This is a genomic window from Corynebacterium sp. HMSC05H05 (genome assembly GCF_001807265.1).
Classification (GTDB): domain Bacteria; phylum Actinomycetota; class Actinomycetes; order Mycobacteriales; family Mycobacteriaceae; genus Corynebacterium.
The window spans coordinates 689-17,295 of the sequence record NZ_KV788402.1; the positions used below are offsets into that span (position 1 = coordinate 689).

Annotated in this window: 16 protein-coding genes; 3 read left to right on the forward strand and 13 right to left on the reverse strand. The window is 67.7% G+C overall.

All coding sequences use genetic code 11. The features are described 5' to 3' along the window. Positions 1 to 640: HNH endonuclease signature motif containing protein (locus HMPREF3151_RS07635; protein WP_168160617.1), on the forward strand; the 640-nt coding region annotated here is incomplete at its 5' end. 99 nt (positions 641 to 739) lie between these two features. Here HMPREF3151_RS07635 and rpsI read toward each other — a convergent pair. The 6 genes from rpsI to eccCb form a co-directional block, all read right to left on the reverse strand. After that, positions 740 to 1,288 carry a 30S ribosomal protein S9 gene (gene rpsI / locus HMPREF3151_RS07640; RefSeq protein WP_070474958.1) on the reverse strand — a complete coding sequence of 183 codons (549 nt, stop codon included), beginning with the start codon at positions 1,286 to 1,288 and terminating at the stop codon, positions 740 to 742. Next, positions 1,288 to 1,731 carry a 50S ribosomal protein L13 gene (rplM, locus tag HMPREF3151_RS07645; RefSeq protein ID WP_034997310.1) on the reverse strand — a complete coding sequence of 148 codons (444 nt, stop codon included), beginning with the start codon at positions 1,729 to 1,731 and terminating at the stop codon, positions 1,288 to 1,290. The genes rpsI and rplM overlap by 1 nt, the downstream gene beginning before the upstream one ends. A 293-nt stretch (positions 1,732 to 2,024) precedes the next feature. Beyond that, positions 2,025 to 2,309: a WXG100 family type VII secretion target gene (locus HMPREF3151_RS07650; protein WP_070474959.1), complete on the reverse strand. Its 285-nt coding sequence runs from the start codon at positions 2,307 to 2,309 to the stop codon at positions 2,025 to 2,027. Between the two features lie 10 nt (positions 2,310 to 2,319). Further along, positions 2,320 to 2,631 carry a WXG100 family type VII secretion target gene (locus HMPREF3151_RS07655; RefSeq protein WP_034997307.1) on the reverse strand — a complete coding sequence of 104 codons (312 nt, stop codon included), beginning with the start codon at positions 2,629 to 2,631 and terminating at the stop codon, positions 2,320 to 2,322. A 103-nt stretch (positions 2,632 to 2,734) separates the two neighbouring features. Beyond that, positions 2,735 to 3,640, reverse strand: coding sequence for a type VII secretion-associated protein (locus HMPREF3151_RS07660; protein ID WP_070474960.1), 906 nt, complete (start codon positions 3,638 to 3,640; stop codon positions 2,735 to 2,737). Next, a complete protein-coding gene (gene eccCb, locus HMPREF3151_RS07665; protein WP_070474961.1) occupies positions 3,637 to 7,065 on the reverse strand; it encodes a type VII secretion protein EccCb in 3,429 nt (1,142 codons plus the stop codon). Before eccCb ends, HMPREF3151_RS07660 begins: the two co-directional genes overlap by 4 nt. A 128-nt stretch (positions 7,066 to 7,193) precedes the next feature. Here eccCb and eccD point away from each other — a divergent pair, with 128 nt between their 5' ends. Both eccD and HMPREF3151_RS07675 read left to right on the forward strand, forming a co-directional pair. Continuing rightward, positions 7,194 to 8,495, forward strand: coding sequence for a type VII secretion integral membrane protein EccD (gene eccD / locus HMPREF3151_RS07670; RefSeq protein ID WP_168160618.1), 1,302 nt, complete (start codon positions 7,194 to 7,196; stop codon positions 8,493 to 8,495). A 49-nt stretch (positions 8,496 to 8,544) separates the two neighbouring features. Beyond that, positions 8,545 to 9,570, forward strand: a complete 1,026-nt coding sequence (locus HMPREF3151_RS07675; protein ID WP_168160619.1) for a S8 family serine peptidase — start codon at positions 8,545 to 8,547, stop codon at positions 9,568 to 9,570. Between the two features lie 9 nt (positions 9,571 to 9,579). On the opposite strand, the gene eccB is transcribed toward HMPREF3151_RS07675, so the two are convergent. The 7 genes from eccB to rpsK form a co-directional block, all read right to left on the reverse strand. Further along, complete coding sequence (gene eccB / locus HMPREF3151_RS07680; RefSeq protein ID WP_070474964.1) at positions 9,580 to 10,794, reverse strand: type VII secretion protein EccB; 1,215 nt, start codon at positions 10,792 to 10,794, stop codon at positions 9,580 to 9,582. Positions 10,795 to 10,835: 41 nt separating this feature from the next. Next, positions 10,836 to 12,953 (reverse strand): DUF6541 family protein, encoded by a 2,118-nt coding sequence (locus HMPREF3151_RS07685; protein ID WP_070474965.1) that lies wholly within the window; start codon positions 12,951 to 12,953, stop codon positions 10,836 to 10,838. A 33-nt stretch (positions 12,954 to 12,986) separates the two neighbouring features. After that, complete coding sequence (gene truA / locus HMPREF3151_RS07690; RefSeq protein WP_070474966.1) at positions 12,987 to 13,817, reverse strand: tRNA pseudouridine(38-40) synthase TruA; 831 nt, start codon at positions 13,815 to 13,817, stop codon at positions 12,987 to 12,989. A 106-nt stretch (positions 13,818 to 13,923) separates the two neighbouring features. Then, on the reverse strand, positions 13,924 to 14,397 hold the full coding sequence (rplQ, locus tag HMPREF3151_RS07695) for a 50S ribosomal protein L17 (RefSeq protein WP_070474967.1): 474 nt from the start codon (positions 14,395 to 14,397) through the stop codon (positions 13,924 to 13,926). 46 nt (positions 14,398 to 14,443) lie between these two features. Next, complete coding sequence (locus HMPREF3151_RS07700; protein ID WP_034997298.1) at positions 14,444 to 15,457, reverse strand: DNA-directed RNA polymerase subunit alpha; 1,014 nt, start codon at positions 15,455 to 15,457, stop codon at positions 14,444 to 14,446. 114 nt (positions 15,458 to 15,571) lie between these two features. Beyond that, complete coding sequence (rpsD, locus tag HMPREF3151_RS07705) at positions 15,572 to 16,177, reverse strand: 30S ribosomal protein S4 (RefSeq protein WP_070474968.1); 606 nt, start codon at positions 16,175 to 16,177, stop codon at positions 15,572 to 15,574. Positions 16,178 to 16,203: 26 nt separating this feature from the next. Next, positions 16,204 to 16,605: a 30S ribosomal protein S11 gene (rpsK, locus tag HMPREF3151_RS07710; RefSeq protein ID WP_063937554.1), complete on the reverse strand. Its 402-nt coding sequence runs from the start codon at positions 16,603 to 16,605 to the stop codon at positions 16,204 to 16,206. Positions 16,606 to 16,607 lie beyond the last annotated feature (2 nt).

Below are 16,607 nucleotides of genomic sequence, written 5' to 3' on the forward strand. Positions count from 1 at the left end.
AGACCTCGAACACCGCCTGCGGCAAGACATCGACGCCGCACAGCCCGCGGCACCGCAGATGGAAGAGGCGTTCTGGCGCATCGTCGAAGGCAAAACCGGCGGGGTGGTTGCCGCAGCCCCCAGGCCGATCGTGATGGTGCCGATTTCCGAGCACGCCCGCATCATGGCCGGCGACGGCGACGACGTCATCCTCACCTTGACTGACGGCACCATGATGACCGGGGCAGAATACCTTCAGCAAGAGTTCGGCGAGGCCTTGGAGGTTGCCGCGTTCCATCCGGAGGAAGGGGCGGTGAACCTGTACGACACCGAGCGTTTCGCCAACCAGAAGCAGCGCGATATGGCATGCATGGTCTCACCCGTGTGCGCCTTCCCAGGCTGCAGGCACGGGGCGTATGGTGCCGAGATTCACCATGTGGATGCGTGGAAGCACGGCGGCTACACCAACATGAACAACCTGGTGCCGCTGTGTACGTACCACAACCGCATCAACGACGACGACCCCTGGCGCAACAAACGCGGCCGCATCGCGATGATCAGAGGCGCGCCCTGGTGGGTCTCACCGCGGGGATACCACTTGAGAAACACCGACCGCGGAGCACTCGACCAACTCTTCGGACCCCGAAGCACAGGACCCTGACACCCGCAGCACCCACCCCTACGCGACAAACCCTGCCCTGACAACGCGAAACGCCGCCGTCCAAAACGGACAACGGCGTATAACGCGCGCAAAAAGCGATTAACGCTTGGAGTACTGCGGTGCGCGACGGGCCTTGTGCAGACCTGCCTTCTTGCGCTCCACGGCACGGGCGTCACGGGTGAGCAGGCCAGCCTTCTTCAGGGTGGTGCGCTCAGCCGGGTTGTAGACGTTCAGTGCACGGGCGATAGCCAGGCGCAGAGCACCGGACTGGCCGGTCGGGCCGCCACCGGAGATGTTGGCCTTGATGTCGAACTGGCCCTCGCGCTCGAGCAGGGTCAGCGGGGTGAGGATGTCCTGCTGGTGCAGCTTGTTCGGGAAGTAGTCCTCGAACTCGCGGCCGTTGACGGTGATCTTGCCTTCGCCCTCGACGACGGTCACGCGAGCGATGGCGCGCTTACGGCGGCCAACGGTCTGGATCGGACCCTCGTGCAGCGGAGCGACCTCAACGGTCTCCTCGGTTGCCTCAGCCTCGGGGGCGATGGCGTCGCCGATGGTGTAGTTGAACTCCTCGGTCGCGGCGGTTGCGGCGTCGACGTCGGTGCCCAGGTTCTCAGCGGCGGTGTTTTCGAAGTTGTTCGGCTCGGTCATTACTGTGCCACCTGCTTAAACTCGTAGGTTTCCGGCTGCTGGCCAGCGTACGGGTGCTCGGCACCGACGAAGACGTGCAGCTTCTTGATGGACTGACGGGAAAGCTTGTTGTGCGGCATCATGCCCTTGACAGCTTCCTCGATCACGCGATCCGGACGCTCGTCCAGCGCGCGGCCCAGGGTCATGGACTTCAGACCACCCGGGTAGCCGGAGTGGCGGTAACGCATCTCGCGCTCGCGCTTGTTGGAGGAGATGTGGATCTTGTCGGCGTTGATCACGATGACGTGGTCGCCGGTGTCGACGTTCGGTGCGTACTGCGGCTTGTGCTTACCGCGCAGGATGTCTGCGACGGTGGAAGCAAGCTTGCCCAGCACCACGTCGGTTGCGTCGATGACGTACCACTTACGGGTGATGTCACCGCTCTTCGGGTGGTAAGTAGACATGCATGACTCCTTAAAGTCTGTCTAGATGGCTGCCGGCCAAATACTTCGCCTGCCCCTTTGCGCTTGACGGCGGCCGGTGGAGACCCGAAAAGCGCATCCGGCGGGACACACAGGGATAACACCCTACGGCACACCTGCCGGAAAACAAAAAAGTGCCGCCGCAGGTGATTCCCCCATCACCTGCGGCGGCACGTCCCCCGTATCCCCCGAGTGGTTGCGCCGCGGGCCGCTTGCAAGCCGTGCCCGTCCCCCGATGAAAACGGCCCGCTCACGGCCCGCGACGCAAGTCTTGTTTAGCCCCAGCTGTTCGCGGCTGCGTTGTTGACGGCGAGCATGGTGGTGTTGCCGTCTTCAACGGTGTTGGCGATCTGGTTGAGGATCTGGTTGAGATCCGCTGCCGCCTGGTCCCACTTGGCCTGGTGCGCCTGGTAGGCCGCGGCTGCGGTGCCTTCCCAGGTCTGGGCCATGGGCTGGAGCATCTGCTTGAGTTCGGCCAGGTCGCCGTTGATGCGGGAGGCGGAGGCGCGCATGTCCTCTGCGGCGCCGGCGATCTGCGCGAAGTCGTACTTGATCTGCATTGTTTCCCCTTTACAGTGCGAGTCCGCCGGCGATCTGGCGGAGGCTGTCGGTGTTGGTGGCGTCGGTGGTTTCGTAGTTCTTGGCGTTGTCGCGGATGTTCACGGCGATTGCGCTCAGGGCCTCGGAGAGGCGCCTTTGGGCATCGTCGTAACGCAGCATCAAGTCGTCGAAGCTGCGCTGCGCGTTGCCCACCCAGTAGCCGCGGGTGGCTTCGGCGACTTGCTGGACGCGGTCGATTTCGCGGTTGACGTCGGCGTTGGTGTCGTCGGTGCGGTCTGCAGCGGCGCGCATGACCTCGGCTTCGGTTGCGAACTGCTCCATGGTTTCTTTCCCCCTCGTTGTGTGTTGGGCCGGACAACTTCTGTGCTGTCCGTATATCTGACTGACGTTTGGCCCTTCCGGTTCCATCGTTTTCAAAACTTTTTTACGGCCCCACGTCAGCCCCCTTATATTCAGCGGTTTCCATGGCCATGCGGCAGGTGGCGCGTTGCACGACGGTGGGTTCGGCGCGCGTGTGGCAGCCCACGAACAGCTGCACCGTCCCGTTGGGCCAGGTTTTCCAGAGTGATTGCGAGCTGTCGGCGGCGCGCTCGAGGTAGGACACAAAAACGCCGTCGGTGTCGACGAGTTCGACTTCCGGGTCGGCTTCGATGTCTGCGAGCAGTTGTTCGGCCATGCTGCGCGACGGAAGTTGGTAGAGGTGCTCGACGGCGATTTGCAGCCGGAAGTTGGGGTCGTCGCCTGTGGCGCGCCACATGTCGTCGTCGGCTTCGAGGGTGAAGCCCGCGGGGAGTTGGACGGTGAGACCCTCGCGCTCAATGCTTATCGACGTTTGCTCCGCCCGTTCCTCCTGCTGCTCAGGAGACGGCGACTGGGCAACCTGCGGCGGTGACGGTGGTTGTGACTGCTCCGTTTCCTCCTGCGCAGGAGCCTGCGACTGCGCTCCCCCGCTGGTTAAGCCCCAGATCACGGCGGCGCAGGCGAGGGCGACTGCGGCGACGACGGCGGCGATGATCCAGGTGCCGGAGCGCGATTCCTGCTCGGGTGGTGGCCGGTGGAAGGTTTCGGGTGCGTCGTCGGGCGTGTGCGGGGCGGGTTGGAGGGGTTCGGTGGTCAGGTCGATGTCGTAGTCGGCGAGCGCGTGGGTGAGTTCGCGCAGGCGTTGCGGGTCGGCGGCGATGTGCACCGGCGCGCCGTGCGGGTCGGGGCCTAACACGCTGCGGACGGTGCCGGCGATTTCGCGGCTGGTGGGTGCGTCGAAGCGGTGGATGTTGGCCGCGCCGGTGATCACGGTGGATGCGTCGGTGGCGGTGATGCGCAGCTCGGTCATGGTGCCTCCGGGAGTTGGACGGTGCCGCGCGCTTCGCCGTGGATCCAGGTGGCGCGGCCGGGTTGTTGCGGGGTGGGTCGCACGCCGAAGATGGCGCCTTCGTCGCGGGTGCCGTCCATGAGCAGCACGTCGGGGTGCAGGTCTTTTACGGCGGTGAGGAACGGCCCGAACATCGCGCGCGAGACGCCGCCGAACTTGCGGGCGGCCACGACGTGCAGGCCGATATCGGCCGCGTGCGGCAAAAGTTCCGCGATTGGGCGTAAGGGTTCTTCGCCGACGAGTTCGTAGTCGTCGATAATCAGGTACAGCTCGGGCCCGGTCCACCAGGAACGCTCGCGCAGCTGCTCGGGTGTCACATCACTGCCGGGCAGGCGCTCGGTCAAAGTCACGGCGAGCGATTTCGCGGCCTGTGTGATCGCGCTGGTGGAGGCGGCGTAGGCGGCGACCATGTCCTCGCTGGCCCGGCCCAGGTGCGCGCGCCTCGGGTCGAGCACCACCATGCGGGCGGCCTCGCGCCCCATGTGCTCCACCGCGGTGATGGCGCTGGCGATGAAGGTGGATTTGCCGCAGCCGCCGGCGCCGATCACGAGCACGTGCTCGGACGAGTACACGGGTTCGAGGTTTGGCCCGCCGATGCCGAGGGGGATCCTTTGGCCGTCGAGAAGCGAGTGCGTAGCCACGGCCTCCGGGAGCACCCGCAACTTTTCCACCGGTGCTTGGTCGGTGGTGGCGAGGTGGGCAATGTCCTCGCCGCTGGTGAAGGCGAGCTGCACGGTTTTGCCGTCCGGGGTCAGGCCGCGGCCGGGCGTGGCGGGCAGTTTTTCCTGGTGTTTGCGGTTGATCAGCGAGTCCATCGGTTCAGTCAGCCGCAGCTCGAGGCGGGTACCGATGAGGTCGCGCACGTTCGGGCGGATCGCGCTCCAACGCTGGGTGGTCACCACGAGGTGGATGCCGGCGTCGGGGCCTTCGGAGGCGATGCGGGCGAGCGGTTCGCGCAGGTCCTCGTCGAGGGCGTGCCAGCCGTCGACGACCAGCATCACCGGCCGCGGGTGGTCCAGGAACCCGGTGACTTCGTCGATGACGCGGCGGGTGCGCTCGGCGTCTTTCATGCTGGCCACGCCGGCGACGTGCGGCAGCGCCTCCAGCTCCGGCAGGTCGCCGATGATGTAGACGGCAAGCCCCGCGCGGATTTGCGTGGCGACGATGCTTCGCACCGCCATCGTCTTGCCCGTCTGCGGCCCGCCCGCAATGGCGACGTGCCCGCCGGCAGTATCCAGGTTCAGGTGGAAGGGGGTTTGGCGTTGCTTGAACGGCTCGTCGATAAGCCCGAGCGCCCCGTCCGTCTGCGCCAGCTGCGGCAGCGGGATACGTGCTGGCAGCGGCGGCAGCCACACCTGGTGCGCGCGCATGCCGCGGACCTCGGCGACCTGCGCAGCCTTGGCCACCACCGCGTCCAGCAGCGTGGTGGAGCGGTCTTCCTCGACGTACGCGGTGGGTGTGCGCTCGATCTCGTCGCCGGTGAACAGCCGCACGTGCTGCTCGCCGGGGTGCTCCACCACGGTTCGGGTCAGCGGGCCGGAGACGTACGCCGCCCGGAATCGGGTCAGGTCCATGCCGGCTTTGAGGTAGCCGGAGCCGGGCTCGCCGGGCAGCTCGTAGGCGTCCGGCATGCCGAGGACTTGGCGGGACTCGCCGGCGGAGAACGTTTTCAAGCCGATGCGGTAGGACAGGTGCGAATCCAGTCCGCGCAGCTTGCCCTCCTCCAGCCGCTGCGAGGCGAGCAGCAGGTGCACGCCGAGGGAGCGGCCGAGCCTGCCCACCGCCACGAACAGGTCCGCGAAGTGCGGGTGCTGGGTGAGCAGCTCGGTGAACTCGTCGACCACGATGACCAGCGACGGCAACGTGTTGCCCGCCTTGGTGTAGTCCGTGATGTTGGCGAAATTGCCGGCGGCCCGCAGCAGCTCTTGGCGGCGGTGCATCTCGCCGGAAATTGCGTCGAACATGCGCTCCACCAGCACCGCCTCGTCCTCCAAGTTGGTGATCACCGCGGCGGTGTGCGGCAGCGAATCGCAACCCAAAAACGTCGCGCCGCCTTTGAAGTCCACGAGCACGAAGTTCAGCTCGTCCGGCGAGTGCGTTGCCGCCAGCGCCACCACCAGGGTCCGCAGCAGCTCCGACTTGCCGGACCCGGTCGCCCCGATGCACAGCCCGTGCGGGCCCATCCCGCCGAGCGCCGCCTCCTTCAAATCCAGGTACACCGGTTGGCCGTCGGGGGTCGCGCCGATTGGCACGGTGAGCTTGTTGCGCACCCCCGGCCACATCGTGTGTGCATCCAGGGCGTCGATGTCCGGCACGCCCAGCATGGACAGAAAGTCCCCGCCGGCCTCCACCGCGCCATCGGGGCGGCGGTAGAAGCCTAAGTGCCTAGCGACGAACTCCGCCTCCGCCTCCGTGAACTCATCCGGCACGCCAAGCTGCTCCACCCCCTGGGCCGTGACCGCCTGCAGCGCGTCGGTGCAGATCAGGTGGAACGCGTCCGGGTCGACGAAGAAGTCCGGGTCGTCGTGGATGGTCACCACCAGGTCGGCGTCGGTGGGTGCGGGGGAGCCTTTGGCGTCAATAAGCGCAATGCGAAACGCTCCCTCGGAGCGCGTGTGCGGCAGCCACTTCGCCCAGGCGAACGGCGCGTCGATGCGCACCTTTTCCGGGCCGTAGAAGAACGCCAGCTGGCACACGATCGAGCGCGCCACATCGGCCGCCGTAGTACCTGCGAGCGTGATGGCGGGAAACGCGTCGAGCTGCACCAGCATCGGCATCCCCGGCACCGTGCTCACCGCCGCGACAGCGCGGCGCAGGCTCACCGCGCACACCGGGTCCAGGTCCTCGGGGCTGCCCGGATCGTCCACGTCAACCGGTGTGCATAGCGCGCCCGCGCCGGTGCCTAGGCGCACCGTCGGGGCACCTGTGCGCTCCCAGACGCGCTCCACCGGCACCGCGGCCACCAGCTCGCCCGGCGCGGGGTGCAGCGCGGCGGCGTGCGTGCGCTGCATCGCGGCGTTTGCGCGCGCCTTGACCGCCAGCGCGTCGAGGTGGCGGAGGTAGACGCGGCGGGTCTCGTCGATGTCGCCCTGCTTTTCCTGCGGGTTGAACATGCCGGCCAGCCCGAAAAGCATCATCAACGGGAAGATCAGCATCATGGGGCTCACGGCGCGGCCCGAGGTGGCCATGAGCACCATCACCGCGCCGACTGCCACCACCATCACCACCGGCAGCAGGATCTTTATCACCGGCGGCGACTGCGGTTTCTGCGCCGCGGGCACGGGCTCGGCGCGCAAGCTGCCGGTCGGCGGCGGCGCGACGTCGATCGCCGCATCGTTGGTGCCGGTTGTTGGTGCGAGCACTTGGTCGTAGTCGAGGCCAAGCATCGTGGATTTCCCCCCTCGTGTTTTCTCACAGTTCCCCCGAACTGTGGACGCGCTGTGGATTGTAAGCCATACTGTTTCCCGTCGCGCGGCGAATGGGGGCCGCGCCTGATTGTTCGGGGGTTTTGAAGTTGGTTGCAACGTCTGCGCACCACATCGTGCGCGTCACTGTCCGCATTTCGGTTGTCACGTTCCACCGCGACATCGACGTCACGCTGCCGACGTCGTCGACGCTTTCGGAGGTGCTGCCGGAGCTCGCGCGCCTGGTGGAGCTGCCGGAGGTTCACCGCCCGTGGCAAGCCACCACCGCGGGCGGGGCGGTGCTGGATATGCACACGCCGCTGTACGCGCTCAAGCTTCACGACGGCGCGACCGTCTCCCTCCGCCCGCAAGAGCCCACGCCCCCGCCGGTCGTGCGCGACGCGGCCGACGCCCTGGCCGGGGCGGCCGATGCGGCCCGGCAGGTGCGCGGGCTGGACGTGGCGGCGACGTTCTCAGGGCTTGCGGCAGTGCTGCTGCTGGCGCGGGTGTTCGCCCCATGGCCGGTCGCGCTTGCTGCGGTGGCGCTGCTGGCGTTGGCGGTGGCGTCGATAGGCAGATCGCGCGCGGCGTTTGCGGCCGTGCCGCTGCTGGCGGGGCTCGCCGCGGGCGTGTGGGTCGCCGGTGGTGGCGGCGCAACCTCGCTCGGACTCGGGGCGTTGGCGGGTTTGCTCACGGCGGCGGTGTCCGTCGGGATCGGGGTGGCGCTCAGGTTAGCCGGAGCGGCGCAGGTGGCGTTCACCGTCGCGGTCTGCGTGCTCGCCGGCACCGGCGCGGCCGGCATGTGGCTGCCCGGACCCCTCGCCCCGCCCGCGCTGACCGTGCTGACCGGAGTGCTCGGAGTGATGGCCACGCCCGGCGCGGCTACCCGCGCCGCCGGGCTGACGGTGCCGCGTGTGCCTACTGCCGGCGAGGAGTTTGACCGTTCCGACGACTACCAGTACGACGTGGACGCCCGCAGCGCCGCCGCGTCCACCATCGCCGCCGCCATCTCGGCGGCGATCGCCGTGTGCTGCGTGCCGGCGCTGTTATGGCTGGGGCGGGCCGGCGGGGCGTGGACGTTCGCGTTCTGCCTGGGTGTCGCCGCGGCGCTGGTGGTCTACGCCTCGCGCCAGCACTGGTCGATGCCGCGGGCGTGCCTGACCGCAGTGGCGCTTTCCGCCGTGGTCGCCGCCTCTGCCGCCGCGGCGCAGACTGGGCACGCGGCGTGCATCGCCGTCGCCGCGCTCGCGGCTCTTGCCGCCGCGGCGACGGTCGCGTGGGCGCCGCGCGTGCCGGACGTGGAGCCGACCACCATCGTGTGGTTCGAGCGGGCAGAGATCGCCGCCACCATCGCGGTGATCCCGCTAGCGGTGCACTTGACCGGGTTGTTCGACATGATCCGGGGGCTCTAACATGCGCAAACTCGCCGCAAGTGCCCTGTTCGCCTTCAGTCTCACACCGGTGCCTGCTGCCGCACAGGATGTGGCGTGCGCGGTGCCGGCGCTCGTCGACAGGCCCGCTGCTTCACCCGCAACCGAGGCGCTGCGGAAATTCGCCACCGGCGCCGGCGTACGCGTGGCGGTGATCGACACCGGCGTCGCGCCACACCCCGAGATCACGCACCTGCGACCGGGCCGCGACTTCGTGGCCGCCGACGCGCTGCACGACTGCGACAACCACGGCACCGCCGTCGCCGGGATCATCGCCGGGCGGACCCTCGGCATCGCCCCGGAAGCGGAGATCATCTCGGTCCGCCAGACTTCGGCGCACTACCGCGAGGTCGACGCCGGCAACCTGCAAACGCTCACCGACGCGATCCACAACGCCCTCGACGAGGGCGCCAGCGTGCTGAATATCTCCGTCGTGTCGTGCTTGGAGCCCGGGTTCGCAGCGCGCATCGACACCTCCGGCATCACCGTCGCCCTCCACCGCGCCGAGGCGCAAGGCGCGGTTGTCGTCACCGCCGCAGGCAACGCCGGGCCGGACTGCGAACCGGGCTTCGAAGTCTTCCCCGCCCGCTTCCCCACCGTACTGGCGGTGGCCGCGCGCGCCGACGACCACACGATCGCCGACTACTCCCTACCCGCCGCGCTCTCCGCGCCGGGCCACGTGCCGGCGGCGCTCGCCCCGGGCGGGTGGGCCGAGGGGACGCTGGTGAAAGACGGCGTGCACCCGTACGCGGGCACGAGCTTCGCCGCCCCGGTGGTCAGCGGCGCGGTGGCGCTGTTGCAGTCGCGCTACCCCGGCATCACCCCGGAACATGTGCGCTCGCTTCTCGACGCCTCCGCCCAACCCGGCGGCGGCGCCATCGACCCGCTGGACGTGCTGACCCAACTGTCGCCGCACGAGCTGGCGGACCGCCCGACCGCACAGGTGAGACCCGTGGACCCGCAACCCAACGCGGCCGTGGGCCGGCTCGGCGCGCTCGCCGGCGCGGCGCTCGCGTGTGCGGCGGTGATGGTCGCGCTGCGCGCCAGGCGTGCCTAGCAGCCGGCCCTAGTACGTCGCCGTCATCGCCGCGTCACGGGTCAGTTCCGCGCCCTCCGGCAGCAGGGCGATGATCTCCCACGGCACCTCTTCGACGTGCGCCGCGCCCACGTTGGCCAGTGTTTCCGCATCCGGTGCGCGGTGGCGCAGCCCGTTAGCGGAGACGACGTGGAACCCGTGGCCCGAATCCACCCCGACGGAGCCGCCATCCAGCCCCGAGAAGTGGGTGGCCACGGACCTGCCGGACAGCTCGATCCCCTCCGGTACCTCGTCTACGGTCGCCCCGCCGCGGGCCTGGTCCACGCACGCCAGGTGCGGCTCCACCCACCGCGGCCGCTGCCCCGGCAGGCGCAGCTCCTCCTCCGCGTCCGGATAGGTTGCCAGGCTTTCACGACTCGCGACGGCGGCCTTCGCCCCGGCGTCCAGCAGCATAGTGCGCTGGGTGTCGGTGACCGGCTGGATGCGGCCGTCCGCCAACGCCCAGGATGTATCGTCCGCGTCGATGATCTGCGGCAGCGGATCCGGCAGCGCCGCTGGCGGCAGCTCCTCCAGCGCCGAAATGACCTGCGTCGGCGGTGTCCACCGAGGCGTATCCGGGGTGATCCCCAGCGCCCGGCGGATCACACGGCCCTCCGGGGTGTCCGCTTCCGGCAGCAGGCGCCGCCCCTCATCAGTAACCACCCACTCGCGGGCGGTGTCGGCGGCGAGGACGGCGGCGTCGACAGGCAATGGCTCCGGGGCCTTGCCCGCAACCACCGTGATCGTGTCCGCGCCGCACACCGACCAGCTGGCCGTGGGCGCGTCCTCGGGTGCGAACATGCCGGGTGCCGCAACGATGCCCACCGGCACACCCCGCGGCAACTCGGCGAGCTTCTCGTCGCCAATGCGCGCGGGATCAGCCGCCTGCCCCGCGATCAGGCGCGCCGACGCCAAGTTTGTCACCGGGTGCGCCGCCTCGCCCACGCGCACGTACAAGGTGCCGTCAGCGGCGCGCACAATCGGCGCATCCCCCGGATCCGCATTCGGCCGCATCCACGCGAACAACCCCATCACGCCCGCGATCATCACCACCGCCGCAGTGCCGAAGATGGTCGCGCGGCGCCTGGACGCCAACGGGTCGTGGATCATGCGGATATCCCCGAATATCAGGCCGTGCTCCATGCGACGGCGCATGAACTTGTGCCCCGATACCTGGGCACGCGTGGTTGGCAACAGCTTCGCCATGACAAATTCCCCTCCCCCGAGAAAAACACCTGGCGGAAAGCTTACTGCGTCGCGCCCACCTCCGCGAGCGCAAACAGCTCGTCCGAGCCGTGCTCCTTACCATCGGCGACCATCTCCTCCAGCTCCGCCTCGCTGAACTGGCTGTTCACCGCAAAGATCGCCGTGGAGCCCTTGCGGTAGACGGGTGTGACACCCTCGGAGACCCAGAAGTCGCGCAGCATCTCGTACGGCGGGTACTGGTAGTGCCAGAACGGGCCGGGGCTGAGCAGGAAGAACTTCACGTTTAAGTTCTCCACCGTCTCGTCGACGAGGTTGTGCTCGCCCTCGCCGATGAAGTCGGCGTTCCAGTACATGATGTCGCCGTTGGTGCCGCGTCCGCCGTTGGGCCACAGGTAGTGGCGGTTCAACGTGGGCACGCCGTTGTAGGCGTACATCCAGGAGTAGCCGTCGGCCGGGTCGCCTGCGGTCAGGCCTTCCCAGGCGGCGGGTTGGGTGGCCAGCCAGTCGAAGGCTTCGAGGTCGTCGGCGTTAACCATGCGGTCGGTGACGCGGGCAGCGGCGTAGGTTTGCTCGGCGCCGTGGTCGGTGTGCTCGCGGAGCATCGGGATCGCGGCGGAGGCCACGATGCAGGCGACGACAATGCTCGCGGTTGCGCTGATGCGTTCGCCTTTCGCATACCGCTTAGCGACGGGCGCCGCCGTGACCACGCGAATCCCCGCCGCCACCGCAATGGCGGCCGAGGCCGTGACAGCCATGACCACCGGCATGATCAGGCGGTGTCCGGTGCTGTAGTGCAGGTTGCCCACGTAGTCGAGCAGGCGGCCCAAGGTGTTGCCGAACGGCACTAGGGCGTTGGCGGTAATGGCCAGGGACACCGCGTAGAACAGCACCGGCCAGATCTGGCGGCGCCACAGCAGACACACCACGGCGCCTGCGGCGGCGAGCCAGAGCAGCACGGTGGAGTCGTATGCCGGGAAGAACTGCAGCACGTGGCGCGTTTCCATGCGCGCGGCTGTGCCCCACGCCCCGCCGACGCCCAGGGTTTCCTCGGGCCGCCAGGAGGCCACCTCGCCCGCTTGGGCGGAGCCAGCGAGCACCTGCGGAACGAACATGACAACGCCGGCGATGGCGGGCAGTGCGATCCACAGCGTATCCGTCAGCCGCGTGCGCTCGGGGCGAATCAGGGTGGAGGTCAGCCAGTAGAAGCCCACGGCGAGCACCACGATGGTGACTGCGGACGGGTGCACGCACAGCACCGCCACGAAGGCGAGCGCCGTGGGCAGGGCGCTGGCGCGCCGGCGCGGCACGGTGACAAGCAGCCACGTCACGGTGCCGGTGAGTGCCACGGCGAACAGGTAGGGCCACATGCCTACGTAATCCGGGATCCAGAACAGCTGCGGGGCGGCATACCCCATGATCGCGGCGAGCGCCGCGGCGATCTGCGCCGTGACCCCGGTGGAGCGCAAAAACGCGAACACCAGGCACGCGAGTGTGGCCGGCAGCGCTAGCGCGGGCAGCACGGCGGAGGCGATGTTCAGCGCCGGGATGGGGTCCAGGCCCGCCGTTTCGCCGAACAGGGCGATACCGGCGTGGTAGGCGGACGGGTAGAACAGCTTCAGCTGCGACTCCACGTTTTGCAGCTCGCCCATGCGGGTGGCGGAGGCGATGCCCTCGTCCATGATGAAGCGCACCAGGTTGGCGTGCCACTGCACATCCCACCCCTGGACGATGTTGAAAACACCGTTGGGCATCCGCTCCAGCCAGCGCAGCCGCTCCGAGGCTGCCATGAACGCACCCACGCCGACGCCGACGGCGGGCAGCACCCAGTACGGATCCGCGATGCTTTCCCTGCGCACGTCGCCGGGAAACAGCGCCCGGCGCCAGTTCACGGCCCCACCCCGGCGCGCCCGGCGCACGAACAAGTACCGCCACGCAGCGGCCGCCAGAAGGGCGACGACCATGCTCACGCCGAAGGTCCACAGGTTGTACGGCGCGCTGGTCAGCCCCCAGAACCAGGATGTCACGCCGAACAGGCCGAAGGTCACCGGCAGGGCAGCCGCGCCTGCGGCCGGGGCTTTCATGCCGGCGACCCAGGAGAACACGAAGCCGGGGAGGGTGAAAAACACCACGGCAAACCACGCGGCTGCGACTGTGGTCATGGCACCTCCCAGTACTGATGTAACCCAAGCATGCTACATCTCGCGGGTGGCTCTCGTCGCTTCGGCTCGCGCCGCCAGGTCGGCATCTTCCGGGTATTCCACTCCCACCAGGGTTAGCCCGCGGGCGGGGGCGAGGGGGACGTCGGGCGAGCGGGCGTCGAGAAGCAAAAGCTCCTCCGGCCACTCGGGCGCGCGCCTGCCTTCGCCGACGGTCAGGCAGGTGGCCACGAGCGCGCGGACCATGTTCCAGCAGAACGCGTCGGCGGTGATGCGCGCCTCGTACAGGTGCGGCTCAATTTCGCGCCAGGTGAAGCTGTGCACCTCGCGGATGGTGGTGCCGTGCTCCTTCGGGCGGCAAAAGGCGGCGAAGTTATTCAGGCCGACGAGTGCGTCGGCGCAGGCTTGCACCGCGTCGAGGTCGACTGGTTTCGGCCACACGGCGGTGTCGCGCGCGCGGGTGGGCACGGCACCTGCGGGGTGGGTAGTCACCCGGTAGCAGTAGGTGCGCGTCAGCGCGGAAAAGCGCGCGTCGAAGCCCGCGGGGGCTTGGGCGACGCCGAAGACACGGACGTCTTCAGGGAGCAATTTTGCTAATCGACGCACCAGCCGCCCCGGATCCCCCTCAATCGAGCGTTGGTTGAGCGATTCGGAGGGAATGTCCGCGTGCGCGACCTGGCCGGCGGCGTGCACGCCCGCGTCGGTGCGGCCGGCGACGGTGAGCGCGACGTCGGCGCGCAGAACGAGCGAGAGCGCATCCTCGATGGTCTGCTGGACAGTGCGCAGGTCCCCTTTTTGGCGGGCCCAGCCGTGGAAGTCGGTGCCGTCGTAGGCGATGTCCAGGCGCAGGCGCAGCGTGTCGTCCATGGTGAGGCATTCTATCGCCGGAACGTGCACGCACAGCAAAGCGCCCGGGGCGCACCGACGTTGCGGTGCGACCCGGGCGCTTGGCGCAAAGGGAGGAAGTGTTGGACTACTTCTCCTCTGCGGTCTCCTCAGCCGGAGCCTCGGCGGTCTCCTCAGCCTTGGCCTCCTCGGCCTGGCGGGAAGCGGCGGCGCGTGCTGCGCGGGTTGCCTCGGAAGACACGGTCTCCTCGAGCACCAGAGAGATCTGGGTCATCGCAGCGTTGTCGCCGGCACGGTTCTCCAGCTTGATGGAGCGGGTGTAGCCGCCCTCGCGGTTGGCGAACTTCGGTGCGAGCTCGTTGAACAGGTAAGCAACGACCTCCTTGTTCGACAGCTCAGCGGCCACGGCGCGGCGGTCAGCCACAGTGCCCTTCTTCGCCTTGGTGATCAGCTTCTCGGCGTACGGACGCAGCATGCGTGCCTTCGCGTCCGTCGTCTTGATTGCGCCGTGCTCGAACAGGGCCAGGGCCAGGTTAGACAGAATGTGCTTCTGGTGGCCGGCCGAGCCTCCGAGACGGGCGCCCTTCTTCGGGGTAGGCATTTTCGTACTCCTCGTGTGCGGTTAATTGAGCGCGTGCTCTGTGGTGTTACTCGGTCTCGTCCGCGCTGGTGTCGACGTAGTCGCCAGTCTCGGCGTCGTAGCCTTCGATCTGGGTCGGGTCGAAATCTTCCGGAGCGTCCTTGAGGGTCAGGCCCAGGCTGGCGAGCTTGATCTTGACCTCGTTGATGGACTTCTGGCCGAAGTTGCGGATATCCAGCAGGTCAGACTCGGTGCACTCTGCGAGCTCACCGACGGTGTGGATGTCCTGGCGCTTCAGGCAGTTGTAGGAGCGAACGGAGAAGTTCAGGTCCTCGATCGGCGTGGAGTACGCGGCGATGTACTCGGTCTCCTGCGCCGACGGGCCGATCTCGATACCCTCGGCCGCGGTGTTCAGCTCGCGCGCCAGGCCGAAGAGCTCCACCAGTGTGGAACCGGCCGACGCGAGGGCGTCACGTGCGGTCATGGAGTTCTTGGTCTCCACATCGATGATCAGCTTGTCAAAGTCGGTGCGCTGCTCAACACGGGTCGCCTCAACCTTGTAGGCGACGCGGGTGACCGGCGAGTAGATCTGGTCGACCGGGATGCGGCCGGCCTCACCGCCGGAGTTGGGCATGGCCGGGACGTAGCCACGGCCGCGCTCGACAACAAGCTCCATCTCGAGGCGAGCCTGCTCATTCAGCGACGCGATGTGCAGATCCGGGTTGTGAATCTCCACACCAGCCGGCGGCTCGATGTCGCCTGCGGTGACGTCGCCAGGGCCCTCAACAGCAAGCTGCATGACAACCGGCTCGTCGGAGTCGGAGGACAGGACAATGTCCTTGATGTTGAGGATGATCTCAGAGACGTTCTCCTTGACGCCGGTGATCGTAGTGAACTCGTGGAGCACACCGTCGATCTTGATGGAGGTCACGGCTGCGCCCGGGATGGACGACAGCAGCGTGCGGCGCAGAGAGTTGCCCAAGGTGTAACCGAAACCAGGCTCGAGCGGCTCGATGATGAACTTCGAGCGGTTGGTGTCGATGTACTCCTCGGTCAGTTCAGGACGCTGAGAGATGAGCATGAACTTCTCCTTTGTCGGCTCCCGCTATTTGAAGCCGGTAGGAACGGATAAATGGAAGATTTTCGAGCACCGGCCGAACACGTCGGCAGTGCGCGGGGTGAAGCAAACGAAAGTTTACTTCGAGTAGAGCTCGACGATGAGCTGCTCCTGCAGCGGGACGTCGATCTGAGCGCGCTCGGGCAGCTGGTGCACGAGAATGCGCAGGGTGTCCGGAACGACCTGCAGCCAGGCCGGAACGACGGCGTCGAGCAGTTCGTCCTGAGCCTCTTCGAACCACAGCATGTTGCGGGACTTGTCGCGGACATCGATGATGTCGTACTGCGTCACCGCGAAGGACGGCACGTTGATGTGCTTGCCGTTGACGGTGAAGTGGCCGTGGGAGACCAGCTGACGTGCCTGACGGCGGGTCTTAGCCAGACCAGCGCGGTAGATCACGTTGTCCAGACGGGACTCCAGCAGGATCAGCAGGTTGTCGCCAGTCTTGCCCGGACGACGGTTCGCCTCTTCGTAGTAGCGGCGGAACTGCTTCTCCATTACGCCGTAGGTGAAGCGAGCCTTCTGCTTCTCCTGCAGCTGGAGCAGGTACTCGGACTCCTTGATGCGAGCACGGCCAGCCTGCCCCGGAGGGTACGGGCGGCGCTCGAAGGACATGTCGCCGCCGACGAGGTCGACGCGGAGGCGACGGGACTTACGGGTAGCAGGGCCGGTGTAACGAGCCATGTCTCTTTACCTCTTTCCTTTCAGCCTTAAACGCGACGACGCTTCGGCGGACGGCAGCCGTTGAACGGCTGCGGCGTCACGTCGGAGATCGAAGACACCTCCAGGCCGGCGGCCTGGAGAGAACGGATTGCGGTCTCGCGGCCGGAGCCCGGACCCTTGACAAAGACGTCGACCTTCTTCATGCCGTGGTCCATCGCCTTGCGGGCGGCGTTCTCTGCAGCCATCTGCGCGGCGAACGGCGTGGACTTACGGGAGCCCTTGAAGCCGACGTGGCCGGAAGATGCCCAGGAGATCACGTTGCCCTGCGGGTCCGTGATGGACACGATGGTGTTGTTGAAGGTGGACTTGATGTACGCGTGGCCTGCGGCCACGTTCTTCTTGACGGCGCGGCGTCCGCGACGCGCGCCGGAACGAGTCTGAGCAGCCATAG